General features: G+C 65.8%; 14 protein-coding genes. 5 read left to right on the top strand and 9 right to left on the bottom strand.

Going from position 1 to position 16,935, the window contains the following annotated elements:
* Window positions 1–260: 260 nt before the first annotated feature.
* Window positions 261–1,079 (top strand): HAD family hydrolase, encoded by an 819-nt coding sequence (locus ACQP1G_RS02260; RefSeq protein ID WP_433208021.1) that lies wholly within the window; start codon window positions 261–263, stop codon window positions 1,077–1,079.
* Window positions 1,080–1,587: 508 nt separating this feature from the next.
* On the opposite strand, the gene ACQP1G_RS02255 is transcribed toward ACQP1G_RS02260, so the two are convergent.
* The 5 genes from ACQP1G_RS02255 to ACQP1G_RS02235 all read right to left on the bottom strand — a co-directional run bounded on the left by ACQP1G_RS02255 (window position 1,588) and on the right by ACQP1G_RS02235 (window position 8,038).
* A complete protein-coding gene (locus tag ACQP1G_RS02255; RefSeq protein ID WP_433197865.1) occupies window positions 1,588–2,334 on the bottom strand; it encodes an oxidoreductase in 747 nt (248 codons plus the stop codon).
* A gap of 466 nt (window positions 2,335–2,800) precedes the next feature.
* Window positions 2,801–4,492, bottom strand: coding sequence for a dipeptide ABC transporter ATP-binding protein (locus ACQP1G_RS02250; RefSeq protein WP_433197863.1), 1,692 nt, complete (start codon window positions 4,490–4,492; stop codon window positions 2,801–2,803).
* A gap of 8 nt (window positions 4,493–4,500) precedes the next feature.
* Window positions 4,501–5,454, bottom strand: a complete 954-nt coding sequence (locus ACQP1G_RS02245) for an ABC transporter permease (protein WP_433197861.1) — start codon at window positions 5,452–5,454, stop codon at window positions 4,501–4,503.
* On the bottom strand, window positions 5,447–6,373 hold the full coding sequence (locus tag ACQP1G_RS02240; protein WP_433197859.1) for an ABC transporter permease: 927 nt from the start codon (window positions 6,371–6,373) through the stop codon (window positions 5,447–5,449). Before ACQP1G_RS02240 ends, ACQP1G_RS02245 begins: the two co-directional genes overlap by 8 nt.
* A 66-nt stretch (window positions 6,374–6,439) precedes the next feature.
* Entirely contained in the window at window positions 6,440–8,038 is a 1,599-nt protein-coding gene (locus ACQP1G_RS02235; RefSeq protein ID WP_433197857.1) for a peptide ABC transporter substrate-binding protein, read from the bottom strand.
* 432 nt (window positions 8,039–8,470) lie between these two features.
* Here ACQP1G_RS02235 and acs point away from each other — a divergent pair, with 432 nt between their 5' ends.
* The 4 genes from acs (at window position 8,471) to ACQP1G_RS02215 (ending at window position 13,370) form a co-directional block, all read left to right on the top strand.
* Window positions 8,471–10,426, top strand: a complete 1,956-nt coding sequence (gene acs, locus ACQP1G_RS02230) for an acetate--CoA ligase (RefSeq protein WP_433197855.1) — start codon at window positions 8,471–8,473, stop codon at window positions 10,424–10,426.
* 180 nt (window positions 10,427–10,606) lie between these two features.
* Window positions 10,607–11,866, top strand: a complete 1,260-nt coding sequence (gene nhaA, locus ACQP1G_RS02225; RefSeq protein WP_433208018.1) for a Na+/H+ antiporter NhaA — start codon at window positions 10,607–10,609, stop codon at window positions 11,864–11,866.
* Window positions 11,863–12,363, top strand: coding sequence for a phage holin family protein (locus ACQP1G_RS02220; protein ID WP_433197853.1), 501 nt, complete (start codon window positions 11,863–11,865; stop codon window positions 12,361–12,363). Before nhaA ends, ACQP1G_RS02220 begins: the two co-directional genes overlap by 4 nt.
* Window positions 12,364–12,434: 71 nt before the next feature.
* Window positions 12,435–13,370, top strand: a complete 936-nt coding sequence (locus ACQP1G_RS02215) for an alpha/beta fold hydrolase (protein WP_433197851.1) — start codon at window positions 12,435–12,437, stop codon at window positions 13,368–13,370.
* A 260-nt stretch (window positions 13,371–13,630) separates the two neighbouring features.
* Here the strand turns inward: ACQP1G_RS02215 and ACQP1G_RS02210 are convergent, their stop codons facing one another.
* Genes ACQP1G_RS02210 through nth form a run of 4 tightly spaced genes read right to left on the bottom strand, consistent with a single transcriptional unit; the run spans window position 13,631 to window position 16,849 of the window.
* Window positions 13,631–14,824 carry a MarP family serine protease gene (locus ACQP1G_RS02210; RefSeq protein ID WP_433197849.1) on the bottom strand — a complete coding sequence of 398 codons (1,194 nt, stop codon included), beginning with the start codon at window positions 14,822–14,824 and terminating at the stop codon, window positions 13,631–13,633.
* Window positions 14,821–15,540, bottom strand: a complete 720-nt coding sequence (locus tag ACQP1G_RS02205) for an NUDIX hydrolase (RefSeq protein WP_433197847.1) — start codon at window positions 15,538–15,540, stop codon at window positions 14,821–14,823. Before ACQP1G_RS02205 ends, ACQP1G_RS02210 begins: the two co-directional genes overlap by 4 nt.
* Window positions 15,537–16,172, bottom strand: coding sequence for a TlpA family protein disulfide reductase (locus ACQP1G_RS02200; RefSeq protein ID WP_433197845.1), 636 nt, complete (start codon window positions 16,170–16,172; stop codon window positions 15,537–15,539). Before ACQP1G_RS02200 ends, ACQP1G_RS02205 begins: the two co-directional genes overlap by 4 nt.
* A complete protein-coding gene (gene nth, locus ACQP1G_RS02195; protein ID WP_433208016.1) occupies window positions 16,169–16,849 on the bottom strand; it encodes an endonuclease III in 681 nt (226 codons plus the stop codon). Before nth ends, ACQP1G_RS02200 begins: the two co-directional genes overlap by 4 nt.
* Between the last annotated feature and the right edge of the window lie 86 nt (window positions 16,850–16,935).

The following is a 16,935-nucleotide window of genomic DNA, read 5'->3' as shown; positions in this document are numbered from 1 at the left end:
TCGGGTTCAGCCCCGGGGGGTCGGGCTGAACGCGCCTGGACTATGTCCAGGTGCCAGCAATACTACACCCAAGCCCGGGCCACAACGCAAGTCTGTTGTCGGAGAACTTTGTGGCCACCACCGGCCCGGCGTCTGCGGGGCAAACTCCCGAACAGACTCCGCGCCCGGCCCGTCCGGCACGCTCGACGACGCATGCATATTCTGAACGGGTGACGGCCGATGGCGACCAGACAGAGCTCGCGGACCAGACGGCATGGGACGTGACGGCAACGAAGCGCCCCACCGCAGGGGGCGAGCGCGTGGCCGCCTTCTTCGATCTCGACAAGACGGTGATCGCGAAGTCCAGCACCTACGTGTTCAGTAAGCCCTTCTATGCACAGGGCCTGCTGAACCGGCGCGCGGTGCTGGAGAGCAGTTATGCCCACTTCTTGTTCATGCTGTCGGGCGCCGACCACGATCAGATGGAGCGGATGCGCGCCAATCTGACGAATATGGTCGCGGGCTGGGATGTCGAGCAGGTGAAATCCATTGTGGCCGAGACACTTCACGAGCTCGTCGACCCGCTGATCTACGCCGAGGCGGCCGATCTCATTGCCGATCACAAGATCCGCGGCCATGACGTGGTGATCGTTTCGGCGTCGGGTGAGGAGATCGTCGGCCCGATCGCCGAGGTGCTCGGCGCCTCACACACCGCGGCCACCCGGATGGTGGTCGAGGACGGTCGCTACACCGGCGAGGTCGAATTCTATTGCTACGGTGCGGGTAAGGTGACCGCGATCGAAAAGCTCGCCGCCAGTGAGGGTTACGACCTGTCGCGGTGTTATGCGTACTCCGATTCGGTGACCGATCTGCCGATGCTGAGCGCGGTGGGGCATCCGACCGCGGTGAATCCGGATCGCAATCTGCGTCGCGAGGCGGTGGCCAAGGGATGGCCGATCCTCACCTTCTCCAACCCGGTATCGCTGTGGGCGCGCTTCCAGACCCCGTCGTCGACCACCCTTGCCGCGACGGCGGCGGTCGGCTTGAGCGCGGTGCTGGCCGGAGCGATCAGTTACCGGCTGCTGCGCCGTCGCCGCTGAGTCATAGCCGACCCGGTTCGGGGCCTGCGGCCTGGCTGTTCGGAAGCGAATCGGACCGCTTGCGGAAGCGTTTGCTGACATAATGCGGCGCGACGCTGCGACCAGGGATTTAACCACGAAACGCCGGTAGACACGCCGATTATTGAATGTTTTCTCAAGCCTTGATGTGAAGGCAGTCGCAGGTGTAAAAAGGTAATTACGGAAGGACGGAAGGCCTGAGCGGAGCCGGAAGAGAAGGTTCAGCTTCCCAACCCACCCTTCCCAGCACGGGCACCAGGCACCCACGCGGAGCGCGCCGCGACAAGGGCAGAAGCGTTGTGGGCCTGCGAGATACGGGTTTTCGTCGGCGAGGGCCTCGCACAGGTTGCGGGGATGAACCGGCGGAGTTCGGATTATCGCCGAGGCCGCAGAACACAACCCACCCAGCACGCTTGGTAACCCGGAGTCCGTGCTAGCGGGCGGTGAGGTCGTTAACGACAACGCCGCCCGCTTTGACGTGTATCGGCCCCTATCCCGACGCCGCTTCGGCGATCGACGTGGCCTCGCGCGCACCATCCTCGAAGGCGCCACAGCACAGGATCACCCAGCTGCCCACCGCATCCACGGCGCCCGAGCCGAACCCGGCCGCCGCATCCTGGTACTGCTGGCGCCGCCGCAGCCAGAACACTTCCGGCACACCGAGGCTGTGCGGGTCCAGCCCACTGGACGCCGCGACCAGCCGGGAGGCCGCCCGCGCGACGATGCCGTCGGCCGTACCGAACGGCCGCAACGCCAGCAGCTCCCCATGCACGACCGCCGCGATGACCGGCGCGGGGGCCTTGGACCCGAGCACCGTCTGCGCCAGCAGGTCGAGCCGTTCGGCCACGCCGCCGTCACCGCGCGGCCGCCCGAGCAGCGTCTCGTCGGTCACCAGATCGGCCGCGGCCAGCAGATGCAGTCGGGCCAGCGCCTGTAGCGGCGCCCGCTGCCAGGTGCCGACCAGATTCCGCAACGCGTCACCGTCGAGGGCCTGCCCGACCCGCAGTGATCCGGCCAGGATCGGATCCGCGACGCGGCCGTCGGCGGGCAGTTCGGTGCTCGCACCCTCGATCGCGGCGGATGACCTGGCCGCACGCACCGCCGCCTCGGCCGCCGTGGTGGGCCAGCCCCGCCGGTTGGCCTTGTGCCGATGCACGGCGGCGAGCGCGTCGCGCGCCTTATCAGCTGCTTCGCGCACTCCGGGCAGATCGACAAGAGGCTGTAGCGGATCGGTCACTGTGTTATTTTGCCGCGCCTTCGGCGCGGCGTGTTCGCGGCCCCCTGGGGTCTCGCGTCCGAGCCGTCGAGACTCGCGACTTCGTCGCATGCGCTTCGACGACTCGGACGCGAGACGGGCCGCGAACGTCGCTCGTAAGACTCGCTCTGCCGGGGTCAAGTGAGTGGGTAGATCGGCCACGCTGGGTATCTCCAGCACGGTCACGGGTTCGGAATCCGCGGCATCGCTCGCGCTGTCGGCGACCGGCTGAGCCTTTCGTAGACACTGGATGTACGCCGGCCCATTAGTCGGGACTCGTGCCTGCGCGCATGCGCTACGACCACTCGGACGCGAGACGGGCCGCGAACTCCTCGCTCGTAAGATTCGCTCCGTTGTAGCTGGGAGGGGCGAGTCGGTCACCGCCTCGCGTGCGCGCCGTCCGAACTCGCCCGTGCGCCCGCCCCAGCGGGACACCGTGCAATGCAGGTCATCCCGCCAACAGGTCTCGGCCCGGGATGGCGTCGAGTAGGCGGCGGGTGTACTCCTCTCGGGGGTTGTCGAAGACTTCATTGGTGGCGGCCGCCTCGACGATCCTGCCGGTTTGCATGACCAGGACGTCGTCGGCGATTTGGCGGACGACGGCCAGGTCGTGGGTGATGAACAGGTAGGACAGGCCCAGTTCGGCTTGTAAGTCGTTGAGCAGCTTGAGGATCTGGGCCTGGACGAGGACGTCGAGGGCGGAGACCGCCTCGTCGCAGACCACGACCTCCGGCGAGAGCGCGAGTGCACGGGCCACCGCAACGCGCTGGCGCTGGCCGCCGGAGAGTTCGTTGGGGTAGCGGCGCATCACCGAGGACGGCAATGACACCTTGTCCAGCAGGTCGCGCACCGTTGCCTCGCGTTCCTTGGCGGTGCCGATCTTGTGCGTGCGCAGCGGCTCCTCGATGGTGCGGTAGATCGAGTACATCGGATCCAGCGAACCGTAGGGGTCCTGGAAGATGGGCTGCACTCGGCGACGAAATGCGAATGCGGCCCGACGATCCAGCTTCGCCACTTCTCGTCCGTCGAAGGTCACCGACCCCGATGTGGGTTCGAGCAGACCCAGGACCATCTGCGCCACCGTGGATTTGCCCGAACCGGACTCGCCGACGATCGCCGTGGTCGTGCCGCGCTCGAGCCGGAACGACACATCGTCGACCGCGACGAAATCCGTCGACTTCCACGGCGTACTGCCCCGAATCTTGAACGCCTTGGTCAGATTTCGCGCAACCACGACGTCATCGGAGACCGCTGCGAGCTCGGTATCGGCCGCCGCGAGCTCCTCGGCGACCTGGACAGCCTGCTTGCGCACCTCGATGCGCTCGCGCACCGAGGACAGCCGCTGCGAGGCGAGCGAGGGCGCCGAATTCACCAGCTTCTTGGTGTACAGATGCTGCGGTTCGCGCAGAATCTGCAGTGCCGGACCGGATTCCACCACCTTGCCGCGATACATCACCACCAGATGTTCGGCACGCTCGGCGGCCAGGCCGAGGTCGTGGGTGATGAGCAGGACCGCGGTGCCGAGTTCGCTGGTCAGCCCGTCGAGATGATCCAGGATCTGCCGCTGCACCGTGACGTCGAGGGCCGAGGTCGGCTCGTCGGCGATCAGCAGTTTGGGACGGCAGGCCAGTCCGATGGCGATGAGCGCGCGCTGGCGCATACCGCCGGAGAATTCGTGCGGATACTGATTGACCCGGCGCGCCGCATCCGACATACCGGCTTCCTCGAGCAGTTCGACGGCGCGCTGCTTGGCCGCCTTGCCCTTGGCAATGCCGTTGGCCTCCAAAGTCTCTCGGATCTGGAACCCGATCTTCCACACCGGATTCAGATTCGACATCGGATCCTGGGGGACCAACCCGATGCCGCTGCCGCGGACCGCGACGATATCCCGCTTCGACGCCTTCGCCAGATCCTTGCCGTCGAACACGATGGACCCGGAGGTGACCTGCCCGGTGCCGGGCAGCAGGTCGATAATGCTGTGCGCGGTGGTGGATTTCCCGGATCCGGATTCGCCGACGATCGCGACGGTCTGCCCCGGATACACCGACAGACTGACGTCGCGCACCGCCGGAATCTTCTTGCCCTCGGAGGAGAAGCAGACGTTGAGATCCTCGATCTCGAGCAATGGTCTCTCGGACATCGTCGCGGTCACCTCTTCCTCGCCTTCGGATCGAGCGCGTCCCGCAGCGCGTCGCCGAGCAGGATGAAACTCAGCACGGTGAGTGCCAAAGCCGTAGCGGGATAGAACAGAATCGGCGATCCGCCGCGCAGCTCGTGCTGGTTGGTGTTGATATCGGAGCCCCAGGACACGATGGTGCGCGGCAAACCGACGCCGAGGTAGGACAGCGTCGCCTCGGTGACGATGAACGCGCCGAGCCAGATCGTGGTGACCACGATCAGCGGTCCCGCCGCATTCGGCAGCACATGGCGCAGCAGCGTCCGGATTCGGGACACGCCCAATGCCTTCGCCGCCGTGACGTATTCGCTGTTCTTCGCCTCGATCACCGCGCTGCGCGCGATGCGCGAGGCCTGTGGCCAGGTGAAGGCCGCCAGGATCAGGATGACGGTCCAGATCGTGCGCGAGTCGAGCAGCTGCATGATGACGATCGCGGCCAACATCAGCGGAATCGCGTAGAAGATCTCCGCGATGCGGGAGACGACCGAATCCAGCAGCCCGCCATAGAAGCCCGCGAGGGCCCCGAGCGTGCCGCCGACGAGTAGGAACACCGTCGTCGCGCCCAAACCGGCCATAACCGAAGCCCGTGCGCCGTAAACGGTTCGGGTGTAGACGTCGCAGCCCTGCTTATCGAACCCGAAGGGGTGACCGGGCCCACGCGGATCCATGCTGAAATCGCCATTGCAGTAGCGCGGATCCTGATCCGAGAACAGGCCGGGCCAGAGCACGACGATGGCGATGAACACGATCAGCACCGTGGCGACGATGAAGATCGGATTGCGGCGCAGCTGGCGCCACGCGTCCTGCCAGATGCTGGTCGGCGAACCGGTGTCGACGACCTGGTCGGTGGCGAGCACCTCCACTTCGTCGGGCGGAGCGACGAAATGCGGTTGCCTGTCCGGAGCTTCCTTATCGAGGTCAGGCATATCGGATCCTCGGGTCGAGCGCGGCGTAGAGCAGGTCGATGATCAGATTCGAGATCAGGAAGATCACGATCAGCACGGTCACGAACGAGACCACCGTCGGTGGTTCACCGCGGGTGATCGCTTGGTACAGCGTTCCGCCGACGCCCGGAATGTTGAAGATGCCCTCCGTGACGACCGCGCCACCGATCAACGCACCGAGATCGGCGCCGAGGAAGGTGATCACCGGGATCATCGAGTTGCGCAGGATGTGCACGGTGACCACCCGGGGCCGACTCAGCCCCTTCGCGGTCGCGGTGCGCACATAGTCGGCGGACATGTTCTCCGCCACCGAATTTCGGGTCAGTCGCAGCACATAGGCGAACGACAGCGACCCGAGTACGAAGGCGGGTACGAACAGTTCACCGACGCTCGCCTTGCCGGTGACGGTGACCGGTGCGATGCCCCATTTCACGCCGAGCACGAACTGGGCGAGGAAGCCGATCACGAAGATCGGCACCGCGATGATGATCAGGCTGACCACCAGCAGCGTCGAATCGAACAGTTTGCCCTTGCGCAGACCTGCGATCAGACCGAATATCACGCCGAAAATGCCCTCGATGAGCACCGCCATGAACGCCAGTTTGATGGTGATCGGGAACGCCCGTGCGAGCTCGTCACGCACCGGGCGGCCGGAGAAGGCGGTGCCGAAATCGAGCGTGAAGATGCCCTTCAGATACAGCAGATACTGTACGAAGAAGGGGCGATCCAGGTGATAGCGCGCGCGGAGCTGGGCTTCCACGGCGGGTGTCATCGGCTTGTCGCCGGCCAGCGCGTGGATCGGATCGCCCGGCACTAGGAAAACCAGTGCATAGATGAGCAGCGTCGCCCCGAGGAAGACGGGGATCATTTGGAGCAGACGCCGCAAGATATACCAGGCCATTTCGTCTCCTGGGTGAGCGGCGCGGCCGTGCCGTCAGGTCATGACGGCACGGCCGGCGCCGAGCGGCTACTTCTCGATGTTCTCGAAGTCGAACAGACCATTCCAGGCCAGGTCGGCCTTCTTCACCTTGTCCGAACGTCCCGCTGCGGCAAGGTAGTCCAGCACCGGGATATCGGCCATATCCTTGATCAACAACGCCTGCGCCTGCGCCACGATCTTGTACGACTCGGCCAGCGTCGGCGCGGCGAGTGCGGCGTCGAGCAGGTGGTCGAATTCGGGGCTCTTGTAGTCGACGTTATTGGTCTCGGAGTAGCTGAAGTACTGCGAGGTGAGGAACTGCAACATCGTCGGGTAGTCACCCTGCCAGCCGTAACGGAACGACTTGCCGATCGTCTTCTGGTTCACCAGATCTCGGATGTTCTTGAAGGTCGGGTACGGCGTGCCGACGGCGTCGATACCGAGGGTGTTCTTGACGCTGTTGGCCACGGCCTCGATCCACGCCTGGTGGCCGCCATCGGAGTTGTAGGCGATCTCGTAGCGACCCGACCACGGCGAAATGGCATCGGCCTGCGCCCACAGCTTCTTGGCCTCATCGGGGTTGTACTTCAACACCTCCGAGCCGGGCAGGTTTCCGTCGAATCCGGGCAGGGTGCTCGATGTGAAGTCACGTGCCGGGATCTTGGTGCCGTTGAAGATGGTGTCGCAGATCTGCTGCCGGTTGATCGCCATGGAGATGGCCCGACGACGCAGCAGCCCTTCCTCACCACCGAAATGCGGGACGTTGGCCTGGACGCCGATGTGCTGGTTCTGCGCGGACGGATCGAGGATCGCGCGATCGCCGAGGTCCTTCTTGTAGGAGGTCAGCGCGCTGTCCGGAATAGTGTCCAGGGTATCGAGATTGCCCGCCTGCAGATCCGAGTAGGCGGTGTCGAACGACTGGTACATGACGAAGCGCAGGCCCTTGTTCTTGGGCGGACGTCCGCCCTTGTAGTCCGGGTTGGGCGCCATCTCGATCTTGACGTTGTGCTCCCAGGTCTGGAACTTGTAGGGGCCGTTGCCGATCGGGTTCTCGCCGAAGGCCTTCATATCCTTGAACGCGGCCTCGGGCAGTGGGTAGAACGGCGCGTAGCCGAGTTCGGTCTCGAAGTCGATGGACGGTGACTTCAGCGCGACGGAGAAGGTTCGGTCATCGACCACCTTCAAACCCGACATCGTCTGGGCCGTCGGCTTCTCCGCGGATACCTCGTCGAATCCGACGATCGGGGTGAACACGTAGCTCTGCAACTGGCCGTTGGTGCCGAGAGCGCCGTAGTTCCAGGCGTCGACGAACGATTTCGCCGTCACCGTGGTGCCATCGGTGAACTTCCAGTCCGGCTTGATGGTGATCGTGTAGTTTTTTCGGTCGGTCGTCTTGATCGACTCGGCCATCTCGTCGTGCGCGACGCCCTTGCCGTCGTAGTACTTCAGACCCGCGAACAGCCGGTCCACGACGCGGCCACCCATATTCTCATTGGTATTGGTCGGCACCAACGGATTTTGCGGCTCACCGCCGTTCGTCGTGACGATGTCGGCATCGGCACTATCACTCGACGAACATGCGGACAGTCCCAGGCTTGTGGCCAGTACGAATGCCGCCGTCAACGCTGTAGCTCTGTTGAATCTCAACGCGTTCTCCCGATTTCGAGACAGGCGAAGGGGGTACGTGACGGCGCATGCGTAACTACCCAGCGCGCCTCGACTCCATCCGCCTTGGAATGCCTGGGACAGTAGCCATTCGACGCAGCCTTGTCATCGGATTGACCAAGGTTCGTTCCACTTGTTACCAATCCGGCAACATCGCCGAAACACGCTAAACATTCATGAGAAAACAGACATCCGCCGGAACTATGCCTCCGTTGGGGCTTCCGATGTCCGGAGCTGCTTGATCAATCACGATAGCGACCAAAAGGCCGGTTTGTCAGCGGATCGCGCAGGATACCCGGCGCGGTGACCGAACGGAAACCCGTTGGACACACCGGACGCGGTGCGGGTCACAGTTGGTTACTGTCGAATCGACTGCGACTGCCAGCACTACGGCTACGTGAAGGAAGAGATGAGATGACCGACGCCACCGCCGACCACCGGGACTCGTACCCACCGACCGAGGCATTCGCCGCAGCCGCGAACGCCGACGCGTCGCTGTATCAGCGGGCCGCGGCGGATCGCGACGCGTTCTGGGCCGAACAGGCCGGGCGGCTGCACTGGGATCAGCCATGGACGCAGGTGCTCGACTGGACCGACGCGCCCGTCGCGAAGTGGTTCGTCGACGGCAAGCTCAATGTCGCCTACAACTGTGTGGACCGCCATGTGCTCGACGGGCACGGCGATCAGGTCGCGATCCATTGGGAAGGTGAGCCGGGCGACTCCCGCGACATCACCTACACCGAACTCCTGGCCGAGGTGTCCCGCGCGGCAAATTATTTGACCGAACTCGGGCTCGAGGCGGGCGATCGGGTCGCCATCTATATGCCGATGGTTCCCGAGGCGATCGTCTCCATGCTGGCCTGCGCCCGACTCGGACTGACGCATTCGGTGGTGTTCGCTGGCTTCTCCCCCACCGCCCTGCGCCAGCGCGTCGACGACGCCAGCGCCCGGCTGATCATCACCACCGACGGCCAGTGGCGGCGCGGTAAGGCCGCCCCGCTCAAGGAGGCTGTCGACGAGGCGCTGTACGCCAATGGCGATGTGCCGCACAGCGTCGAGCATGTGCTCGTGGTGCGGCGCACGAATATCGAAGTGCCGTGGACCGAGGGGCGCGACTTGTGGTGGCACGAGACCATCGCACAGGCCGCGCCGGAACACCAGCCCCAGGCCTTCGACGCCGAGCATCCGCTGTTCATCCTCTACACCTCCGGCACCACCGGTAAGCCCAAGGGCATCTTGCACACGAGTGGCGGATATCTCACCCAGGCGTCCTACACCCACCACAATGTCTTCGACCACAAACCCGGTCAGGACGTGTACTGGTGCACCGCCGATATCGGCTGGGTCACCGGACACACCTACATCGTCTACGGACCGCTGTCGAACCGGACCACCCAGGTCGTCTACGAGGGCACGCCGAACTTTCCGGATGAGCATCGGCACTGGAACATCGTCGAAAAGTACGGCGTCACCATCTATTACACGGCGCCGACGCTGGTCCGCACGTTCATGAAGTGGGGCAAGGAGATTCCGGCCGCCCACGATCTGTCCAGCATCCGGCTGCTCGGCAGCGTCGGCGAACCGATCAATCCGGAGGCGTGGCGGTGGTACCGCGAGGTGATCGGCGCGAGCACCGCGCCCATCGTTGACACCTGGTGGCAGACCGAGACCGGTTCGATCATGATCTCCCCGCTCCCGGGTGTCACCGCCGCGAAGCCGGGCGCCGCGATGACACCGCTGCCCGGCATCTCGGCGACGGTCGTCGACGAGGAGGGCAAGGCGGTCCAACTCGGCGAGACCGAGGCCAACGGCTACCTGGTGCTCGATCAGCCGTGGCCGTCGATGCTGCGCGGTATCTGGGGCGATATGGAGCGCTACCGGGCAACCTACTGGGAGCGCTACGCCGCTCAGGGCTGGTACTTCGCCGGTGATGGCGCCAAGCTCGACGCCGACGGCGATCTGTGGGTGCTCGGCCGGGTCGACGACGTGATGAACGTATCGGGTCACCGCATCTCCACCGCCGAGGTCGAATCCGCGCTCGTCGGTCACTCCGGGGTCGCCGAGGCCGCGGTCGTCGGCGCCAGCGACGACACCACCGGACAGGGCATCGTCGCATTCGTGATCCTCACCGCAGAGGCCAAGGACACCGGCGACGAGCTGGTCGACGAGCTGAAGGCGGAGGTGTCACGGGAGATCAGCCCGATCGCGCGGCCGCGGGAGATCCACGTGGTGCCGGAACTGCCCAAGACCCGCAGCGGCAAGATCATGCGGCGACTGCTGCGCGATGTCGCGGAGGGCCGCGAATTGGGCGACACCTCGACGCTGGTCGATCCGAATGTCTTCGAGGCGATTCGGACCAGCCGCGCCTGAGTCGGCATACCGAAACGGCACATCGTAGGGCCGGTGACGAGATTCGTCACCGGCCCTACCCGTTAGAATTACGTAAGGTGTGCCGGGAAGCCTGGTCGGCATGCGGTCGTGTACTTGAACGCCGAATCGGTGGGATTGCGCGTCCGCAGCCGTATCCACCCTGCCGGAAGGTTTCCCGTGATCACCCAAGTGCGCTCGGAGCTGACGCGCTACCTACGCACCGAAACCGTTGGTGGCGCAATACTTCTGATCGCGGCAGCGGCCGCCTTGCTGTGGGTGAACTCGCCGTGGGGCCACAGCTACTTCACCGTCACCGATACCGTCCTGCCCCTCGAGGCACTGCATCTGCACCTCACCCTCGCGGACTGGACCAAGGACGGTTTGCTGACCATCTTCTTCTTCGTCGCCGGGCTGGAGCTCAAACGCGAGTTCGTGGTCGGTGAACTCGCCGACCCGAAGCGCGCCGCACTGCCGATCATCGCGGCGGTCGGCGGCGTGGTCACCCCGGCGCTGATCGCGCTGGCGGTCGGATTCGGTGTCGAGGGCATGGACCGGGGCTGGGCCATCCCGGTGGCGACCGATATCGCCTTCGCACTGGCCGTGCTGGCCATGACCGGCTCCAGGATCCCGGCGAGCGCACGGGTATTCCTGCTCAGCTTGGCGGTGGTCGACGATCTACTCGCCATCATCCTGATCGCGGTGCTGTTCACCACGACGCTGGCGGTGCTGTGGCTACTGGCCGCCGCGGCCTGTTTCGCGGGCTGGGCGCTGGCCCAGCACAAGCGGATCTCCACACCCCTGGTGTACCTCCCGCTGGCATTGGTGTCCTGGTACGCGCTGCACGAGGCGGGCATCCATCCGACCCTGGCCGGTGTCGTGCTCGGCCTGCTGACCAGAGCGCGCAAGGACCCGGGTGAGGCGCAGGCTCCGGCAACGCGGCTCGAACACCTGATCCAGCCGGTCTCGGCCGGCTTCTGCGTGCCGCTGTTCGCCTTGTTCGCCTCCGGAGTTCCGTTGGACGGCAAGGTTTTCCAGCAGCTGTTCAGCGATAGGCTGTCACTGGCTGTCATTCTCGGACTACTGCTGGGCAAGACCATCGGCATCTTCGGGATCAGCTGGGTGGCAATCCGATTGGGTATCGCCAAACGTCCGGCGAGCCTGGGCTACCGAGACATGTTCGCCCTCTCGGTGCTCGGCGCGATCGGCTTCACCGTTAGCCTTCTGGTGGCAGAACTCGCGCTGGCGGACGTAGGCGACGGCTCGGCCGTCGAATTGGCGAAGGCCGCGGTGTTGGTGACATCAATGGCGGCGTCGCTCGCCGGTTCGGCGCTACTGTTGCGGCGTGGGCGTGTCCACCAGGCGCGGCGGGATGCGCGTGCGATAGAACGAGAGAGTGAGGCCGATACAGTGCCGGGACAGGGAGAAGGGTCGACCAAGTGAGTTTCACAAACGGCGGTAACGGGGACGAGTCGCGTCGCGACCGCACTGTCACCTCGATTCCCCTCACGGATGCCGACCCCATCGGATCGGCGAGCTTCGGCACTCTGGTCCGCGATGCCACCGAGCAGATGTCGACACTGGTGCGCGCCGAGGTCGAACTGGCCAGGGCCGAGGTGACCGGTGAGATCAAGAAGGGCCTGCAGGGCAGCGTCTACTTCATCCTCGCGCTGACCGTCCTGCTGTTCAGCACCTTCTTCTTTTTCTTCTTCCTCGGCGAACTGCTCGATGTCTGGCTGGCGCGCTGGGCGGCGTTCCTGATCGTGTTCCTGTTGATGATCGTCGCAACGGCGGTATTGGCACTGCTCGGCTATCTGCGCGTCAAGAAACTGCGGGCGCCGGCGAAGACGATCGATTCGCTCAAGCAGGCACGGACAGTGCTGCCGAGCGGCTTCGGCTCGCATGAGGAACACCTCGCGCTCGAGAAGCCGTCGAAGTAAGCGCTCGGCGCGGCCGGGTCCGGCTGCGCCGACTAGGCGGCGAGGCACGCGCCACACTAGGCTCGATCGGCGTGTCGTCCAACTCGTTTCCCGATCCGTCCAGCGTCCGTTACGACGGACCGTGGACGCATCGGGACGTGCATGCCAACGGCATTCGCTTCCATATCGTCGAGGCGGCGCCGGACCGCAGGGACGCACCGCTGGTCGTGCTGCTCCACGGATTCGCCGACCTGTGGTGGTCCTGGCGGCATCAGCTGACCGGCCTCGCCGATCTGGGCTATCGCGCGGTCGCGGTGGATCTGCGCGGCTACGGCGACAGCGATAAACCACCGCGCGGCTATGACGGCTGGACGCTGGCGGGCGATGTCGCCGGACTCATCCGCGCCATGGGCTACTCCGAGGCCACGCTGGTCGGCCATGCCGACGGCGGACTGGTCTGCTGGACGACCGCGGTGCTGCACCCGCGGCTGGTGCGCTCGATCGCGCTGGTGAGTTCCCCGCACCCGGTCGCTCTCAAGAGCGCGGTGCTGCGGGACCGGCGCCAACGCCGCGCCTGGCTGCCGAATTTCCTGCGCTATCAGCTGCCTCGATACGGCGAACACCTGCTCACCTCCGGCAATGGCTTCGAAGTCGAGCGGCTGCTGCGCCAGCGGGTCAGCAGAACCTTCTCGGGCAGCACCGAATTCATCGATACAGCCAACCGGATGCGCTCGGCCATCCAGATCCCGGGCGCGGCGCACTGTGCCCTGGAATACCAGCGTTGGGCCTTCCGCAGCCAGTGGCGTCCGGACGGCCGCCGCTTCATGGCCACTATGCGGCAGCCGATCCGCATCCCGGTCCTGGCCATGCGCGGCGAACTCGACGGCTACCTCCTGCCCGCGACCTTCCAGCGCGGCCGCCGATGGTCACCGCAGCGACGGCAAGTCGTGATCCCGGACGCGGGCCACTTCGCGCACCAAGAGAATCCGGATGCGGTCACGGCCGAGCTGGCCAAATTGCTCGGCTGAGACCGACCCTACGGCGCGGGTCAGGACCGCGGCGGCCACACCGGCACAGGGGCAGACGCAGACCCTGCGGGGGCCGGTCAGCGGCGCAGCCGTCGAACCGACACCAGGGCGGAGGCACGACGCCGACATTGCCAGCCCGTCAACGCCACAGCGATCGTGCGGAAACAGAAGCAGGTGCACGACGCCGACCCCGCGGGCCGGTGTGAGCCGCAGCCGACGCACGGACACAGGGGCAGCTGCACCCCTGTGTCGCTCGTCGATCAACTCAATACGCACGCACCGGTTTCCACCGACGTGACGGAGGCCGTCGCGGCATCGAGTTGCGGCCGGACCTCTGCCAATGTCAGGACGTATCCGGTGTCGTCGTCGGTCACCGCGGCACCGAATACGATGCCGAGCGCGCGGCCATCCGTATCCACCAGCGGCCCACCGGAATTGCCCGCGCGGACCTGTCCGCGGACCGTGTAGACCTCGCGTTCGACGGTGCCGTTGCGGTAGATCGTCGGTCCGGTCAGGTCCAGCGTTTCGCGGATTCGGGCCGCGCTGGCCGTGTACCGCCCACCACCCGGATATCCGAGCACGATGGCATTCTCGCCCGAGCGCGCGGACGTTGGTGCCTGCTCCACCACCGGGGCGACTAGCCCGGGCACCGCCAGTATCGCGACGTCCTTGGAGGGATCGAACAGCACGACCGAAGCGTTGAGCGGACCACCGACGGCGTCCACCGTGATACTGGTGGTTCCGGCGACTACGTGGGCATTGGTCACGACCCGCTCGGGCGCAATCACAAATCCCGAGCCCTCGAGTGCGCGCTGGCAGCTCGGGGCGACGCCGCGAATGCGCAGCACGCTCTGCTGTAGCGAGGCCGCCACCGGGCTGGCGAGGACGCTGGGATCCGGTGGTTCGACGGCCGCGATCGGGGCGCGGCCGAAGGGACCGATGACATCCGGAAGGCCGGAGGTGTTGAGCAGCTTGGAGAATTCATTGGGAAGGCGGCGCAGCCAGTTCGGGGAAACGTCGTTGACGTCGGCGAGCACCTTCGAGCCGTTGATGGCCGAGGCGATCGCGGGCTGGGAGGAGGTGGCCAGCGGCAGTGCCAGCAGCCATGCGGTGACCAGCACCGCGACCGCTTGCAGCAGGGCACCGATGACGCTGTCCACGCTGCGGGTGAACGGATGACGCATACCGCCGCGCGCGGCCCGGCCGAGGACCATGCCCGCGACCTCACCGACGATGACCAGCAGCACGATCAACAGCACCCCGGTGAGCACCCGCGGTCTGCCCTCGTTGACGTGGATCAGAATGTGCGGCGCGATGAGGATGCCGGCGACCGCGCCGAGTACGACGCCGAGGAAGGCCAGTGCGGAAGCCACCGCGCCCTGCCGCCAGCCGGAGGAGGCGGCCAGCAGTGCGAGCAGTACCACCGCGATATCGAGCCAAGCCGATGAGGTCATAACGTCATCCCTACGGCCGCCAGCGCGGTCTCCAGATCACGGACATCGCTGTGGTCCCATTCCCGTTCCCACCCGGCGGCTTTGCAGATCCCGGCCAGAATGCCGCCGGTCAGTCCCCACACCAGCAGGCCGTCGACCTGGAATGCCGGACTCTGGTAACCGACGCTGCCGCGCACCATGAAGCGGTTCGCCGGTTCCAGCAGGTCGGCCAACGGCACCCGCACGACGCGTTCGGTCTCGCCGTGATTGACCACTCGGACCTCTCTCGGGGTGTGCCAGTAGGCCACCACCGGGGTCACATCGAATCGGGACGGGGGCACGAACAGTTTCGGCAGCATAGCGAAGGGTTCGACGCCATCGCGCGCCAGCCCGGTCTCCTCACAGGCCTCGCGTAGCGCAGTGTCGATCGGCCCGGAGTCACCTGGATCGACCGCACCGCCGGGGAAGGCGACCTGACCGCGATGCTGACGCATGGTGGACGCGCGCTGGGTGAGCAGCACATCCGCGTCGGCGGGCAGCCCGCCGGGGGCATCGGGATCCGGTTCGGGCGAACCGCTGAACAGTACGAGCACGGCGGCCTGCCGTGGCGTGCTGTTGGCGATCATGGCCCGCCGCAGTGCTCGCGCCAAGGTCAGCGTGTCGGAGACGTCGGTATTCGGGTCCGCGGCTCGGCGCAGCCATTTCGGGATGCCTCCGGACGTGGGGATATCCGTCATGCCGCAACTCCCAGATTGTTCGCGACCGTATCGGCGATATCGTCGACGCCGGCGAAGGCGCGCACAACCACCTCGGCGACCGATCCGTCCGCACGCAGCAGCACCGACACCGGCAGTACTGCGGGCGCGCCCACCGCTGTGCGGACCTTGGCGCGCGGATCGAGCACGCCGGGCAATGTCACCTTCACATCGGTCAGCAACGCGAGCGCCCTCGCCTCATCAGGATCGCTGTGCACCGTCAGCACGGTAATCGCGTTTCCGGCGCGTCGTGCGTACTCCTGCACATCCGGCAACTCTTTGGCGCACGGTCCGCACCAGTACGCCCACAGGTTCAGCAGTGCCGGTTTACCCGCGAGCGCGGCCGCCAGATCGACCGGATTTCCGTCGGCCAGACACCCGAGGCCGAGCCCCGCAAGCGGCCCGCGTCCCACCGCATCGGCCGCGGGCACCGGACATTGCGTGAGCCCGGCGGCGGTGCGTGCGGCGAGCGCGGCCGTGGTAGCGGAGTTCGCCGGATGGTCGCCAACCGTCGCGGTGTCGTCGCTATGGCGCGGCCACAGCGCGACCGCCAAGGCCACCACGGTGATCAACCCTGCCAGCGCCAAGCGCGCCGCGACAGGTATCCGTCTCACCGGCCCACCAGCTCGAGCAGATGCTCCGCCTCCGGACCCTTTACCAACTTGGCCGCGGTATCCGGATCGGTCGGCCCAGCGCCGAACGACGGGCAGTCCTTGGCCAGGATGCAGACACCGCATGCGGGTTTGCGGGCATGACAGACCCGGCGCCCGTGGAAGATCACGCGATGGGACAGCATCGTCCATTCCTTGCGCTCGATCAGCTCGCCGATGGCGTGCTCGACCTTCACCGGATCTTCCTCGGTGGTCCACGCCCAGCGCCGCACCAAGCGGCCGAAGTGGGTATCAACCGTGATGCCCGGCACCTCGAAGGCGTTGCCCAGGATGACGTTGGCAGTCTTGCGGCCGATGCCGGGCAACTGCACCAATTCGTCGAGGGTGTGAGGCAATTCACCGTCGTAGCGTTCGACCAGTGCCTGGCCGAGCCCGATCAGCGAACTGGTCTTGTTGCGGAAGAAGCCGGTCGGCCGGATGTATTCCTCCAGCTCGGCGCGGTTCGCCTCGGCATAGGCGCGGGCATTTCGATACTTGACGAACAGCGCGGGTGTGGTCAGATTCACCCGTTCATCGGTGCACTGTGCGGAAAGTATTGTGGCGACCGCCAATTCGAGCGGAGTGGTGAAGTCGAGTTCACAGTGCGCATCCGGGAAAGCCACCGCGAGCGCACGGTCCATCCGGCGGGCTCTTCGGGTCAGGCCCAACTGGGTTTCCGCTTGTCGCGCTCGGGATTTGCGTTTCGGAACGGAGACCGCGGCGGGTT

Source organism: Nocardia sp. CA-107356, assembly GCF_050946365.1.
Classification (GTDB): domain Bacteria; phylum Actinomycetota; class Actinomycetes; order Mycobacteriales; family Mycobacteriaceae; genus Nocardia.
This window is presented reverse-complemented; position numbering and strand designations above follow the sequence as displayed.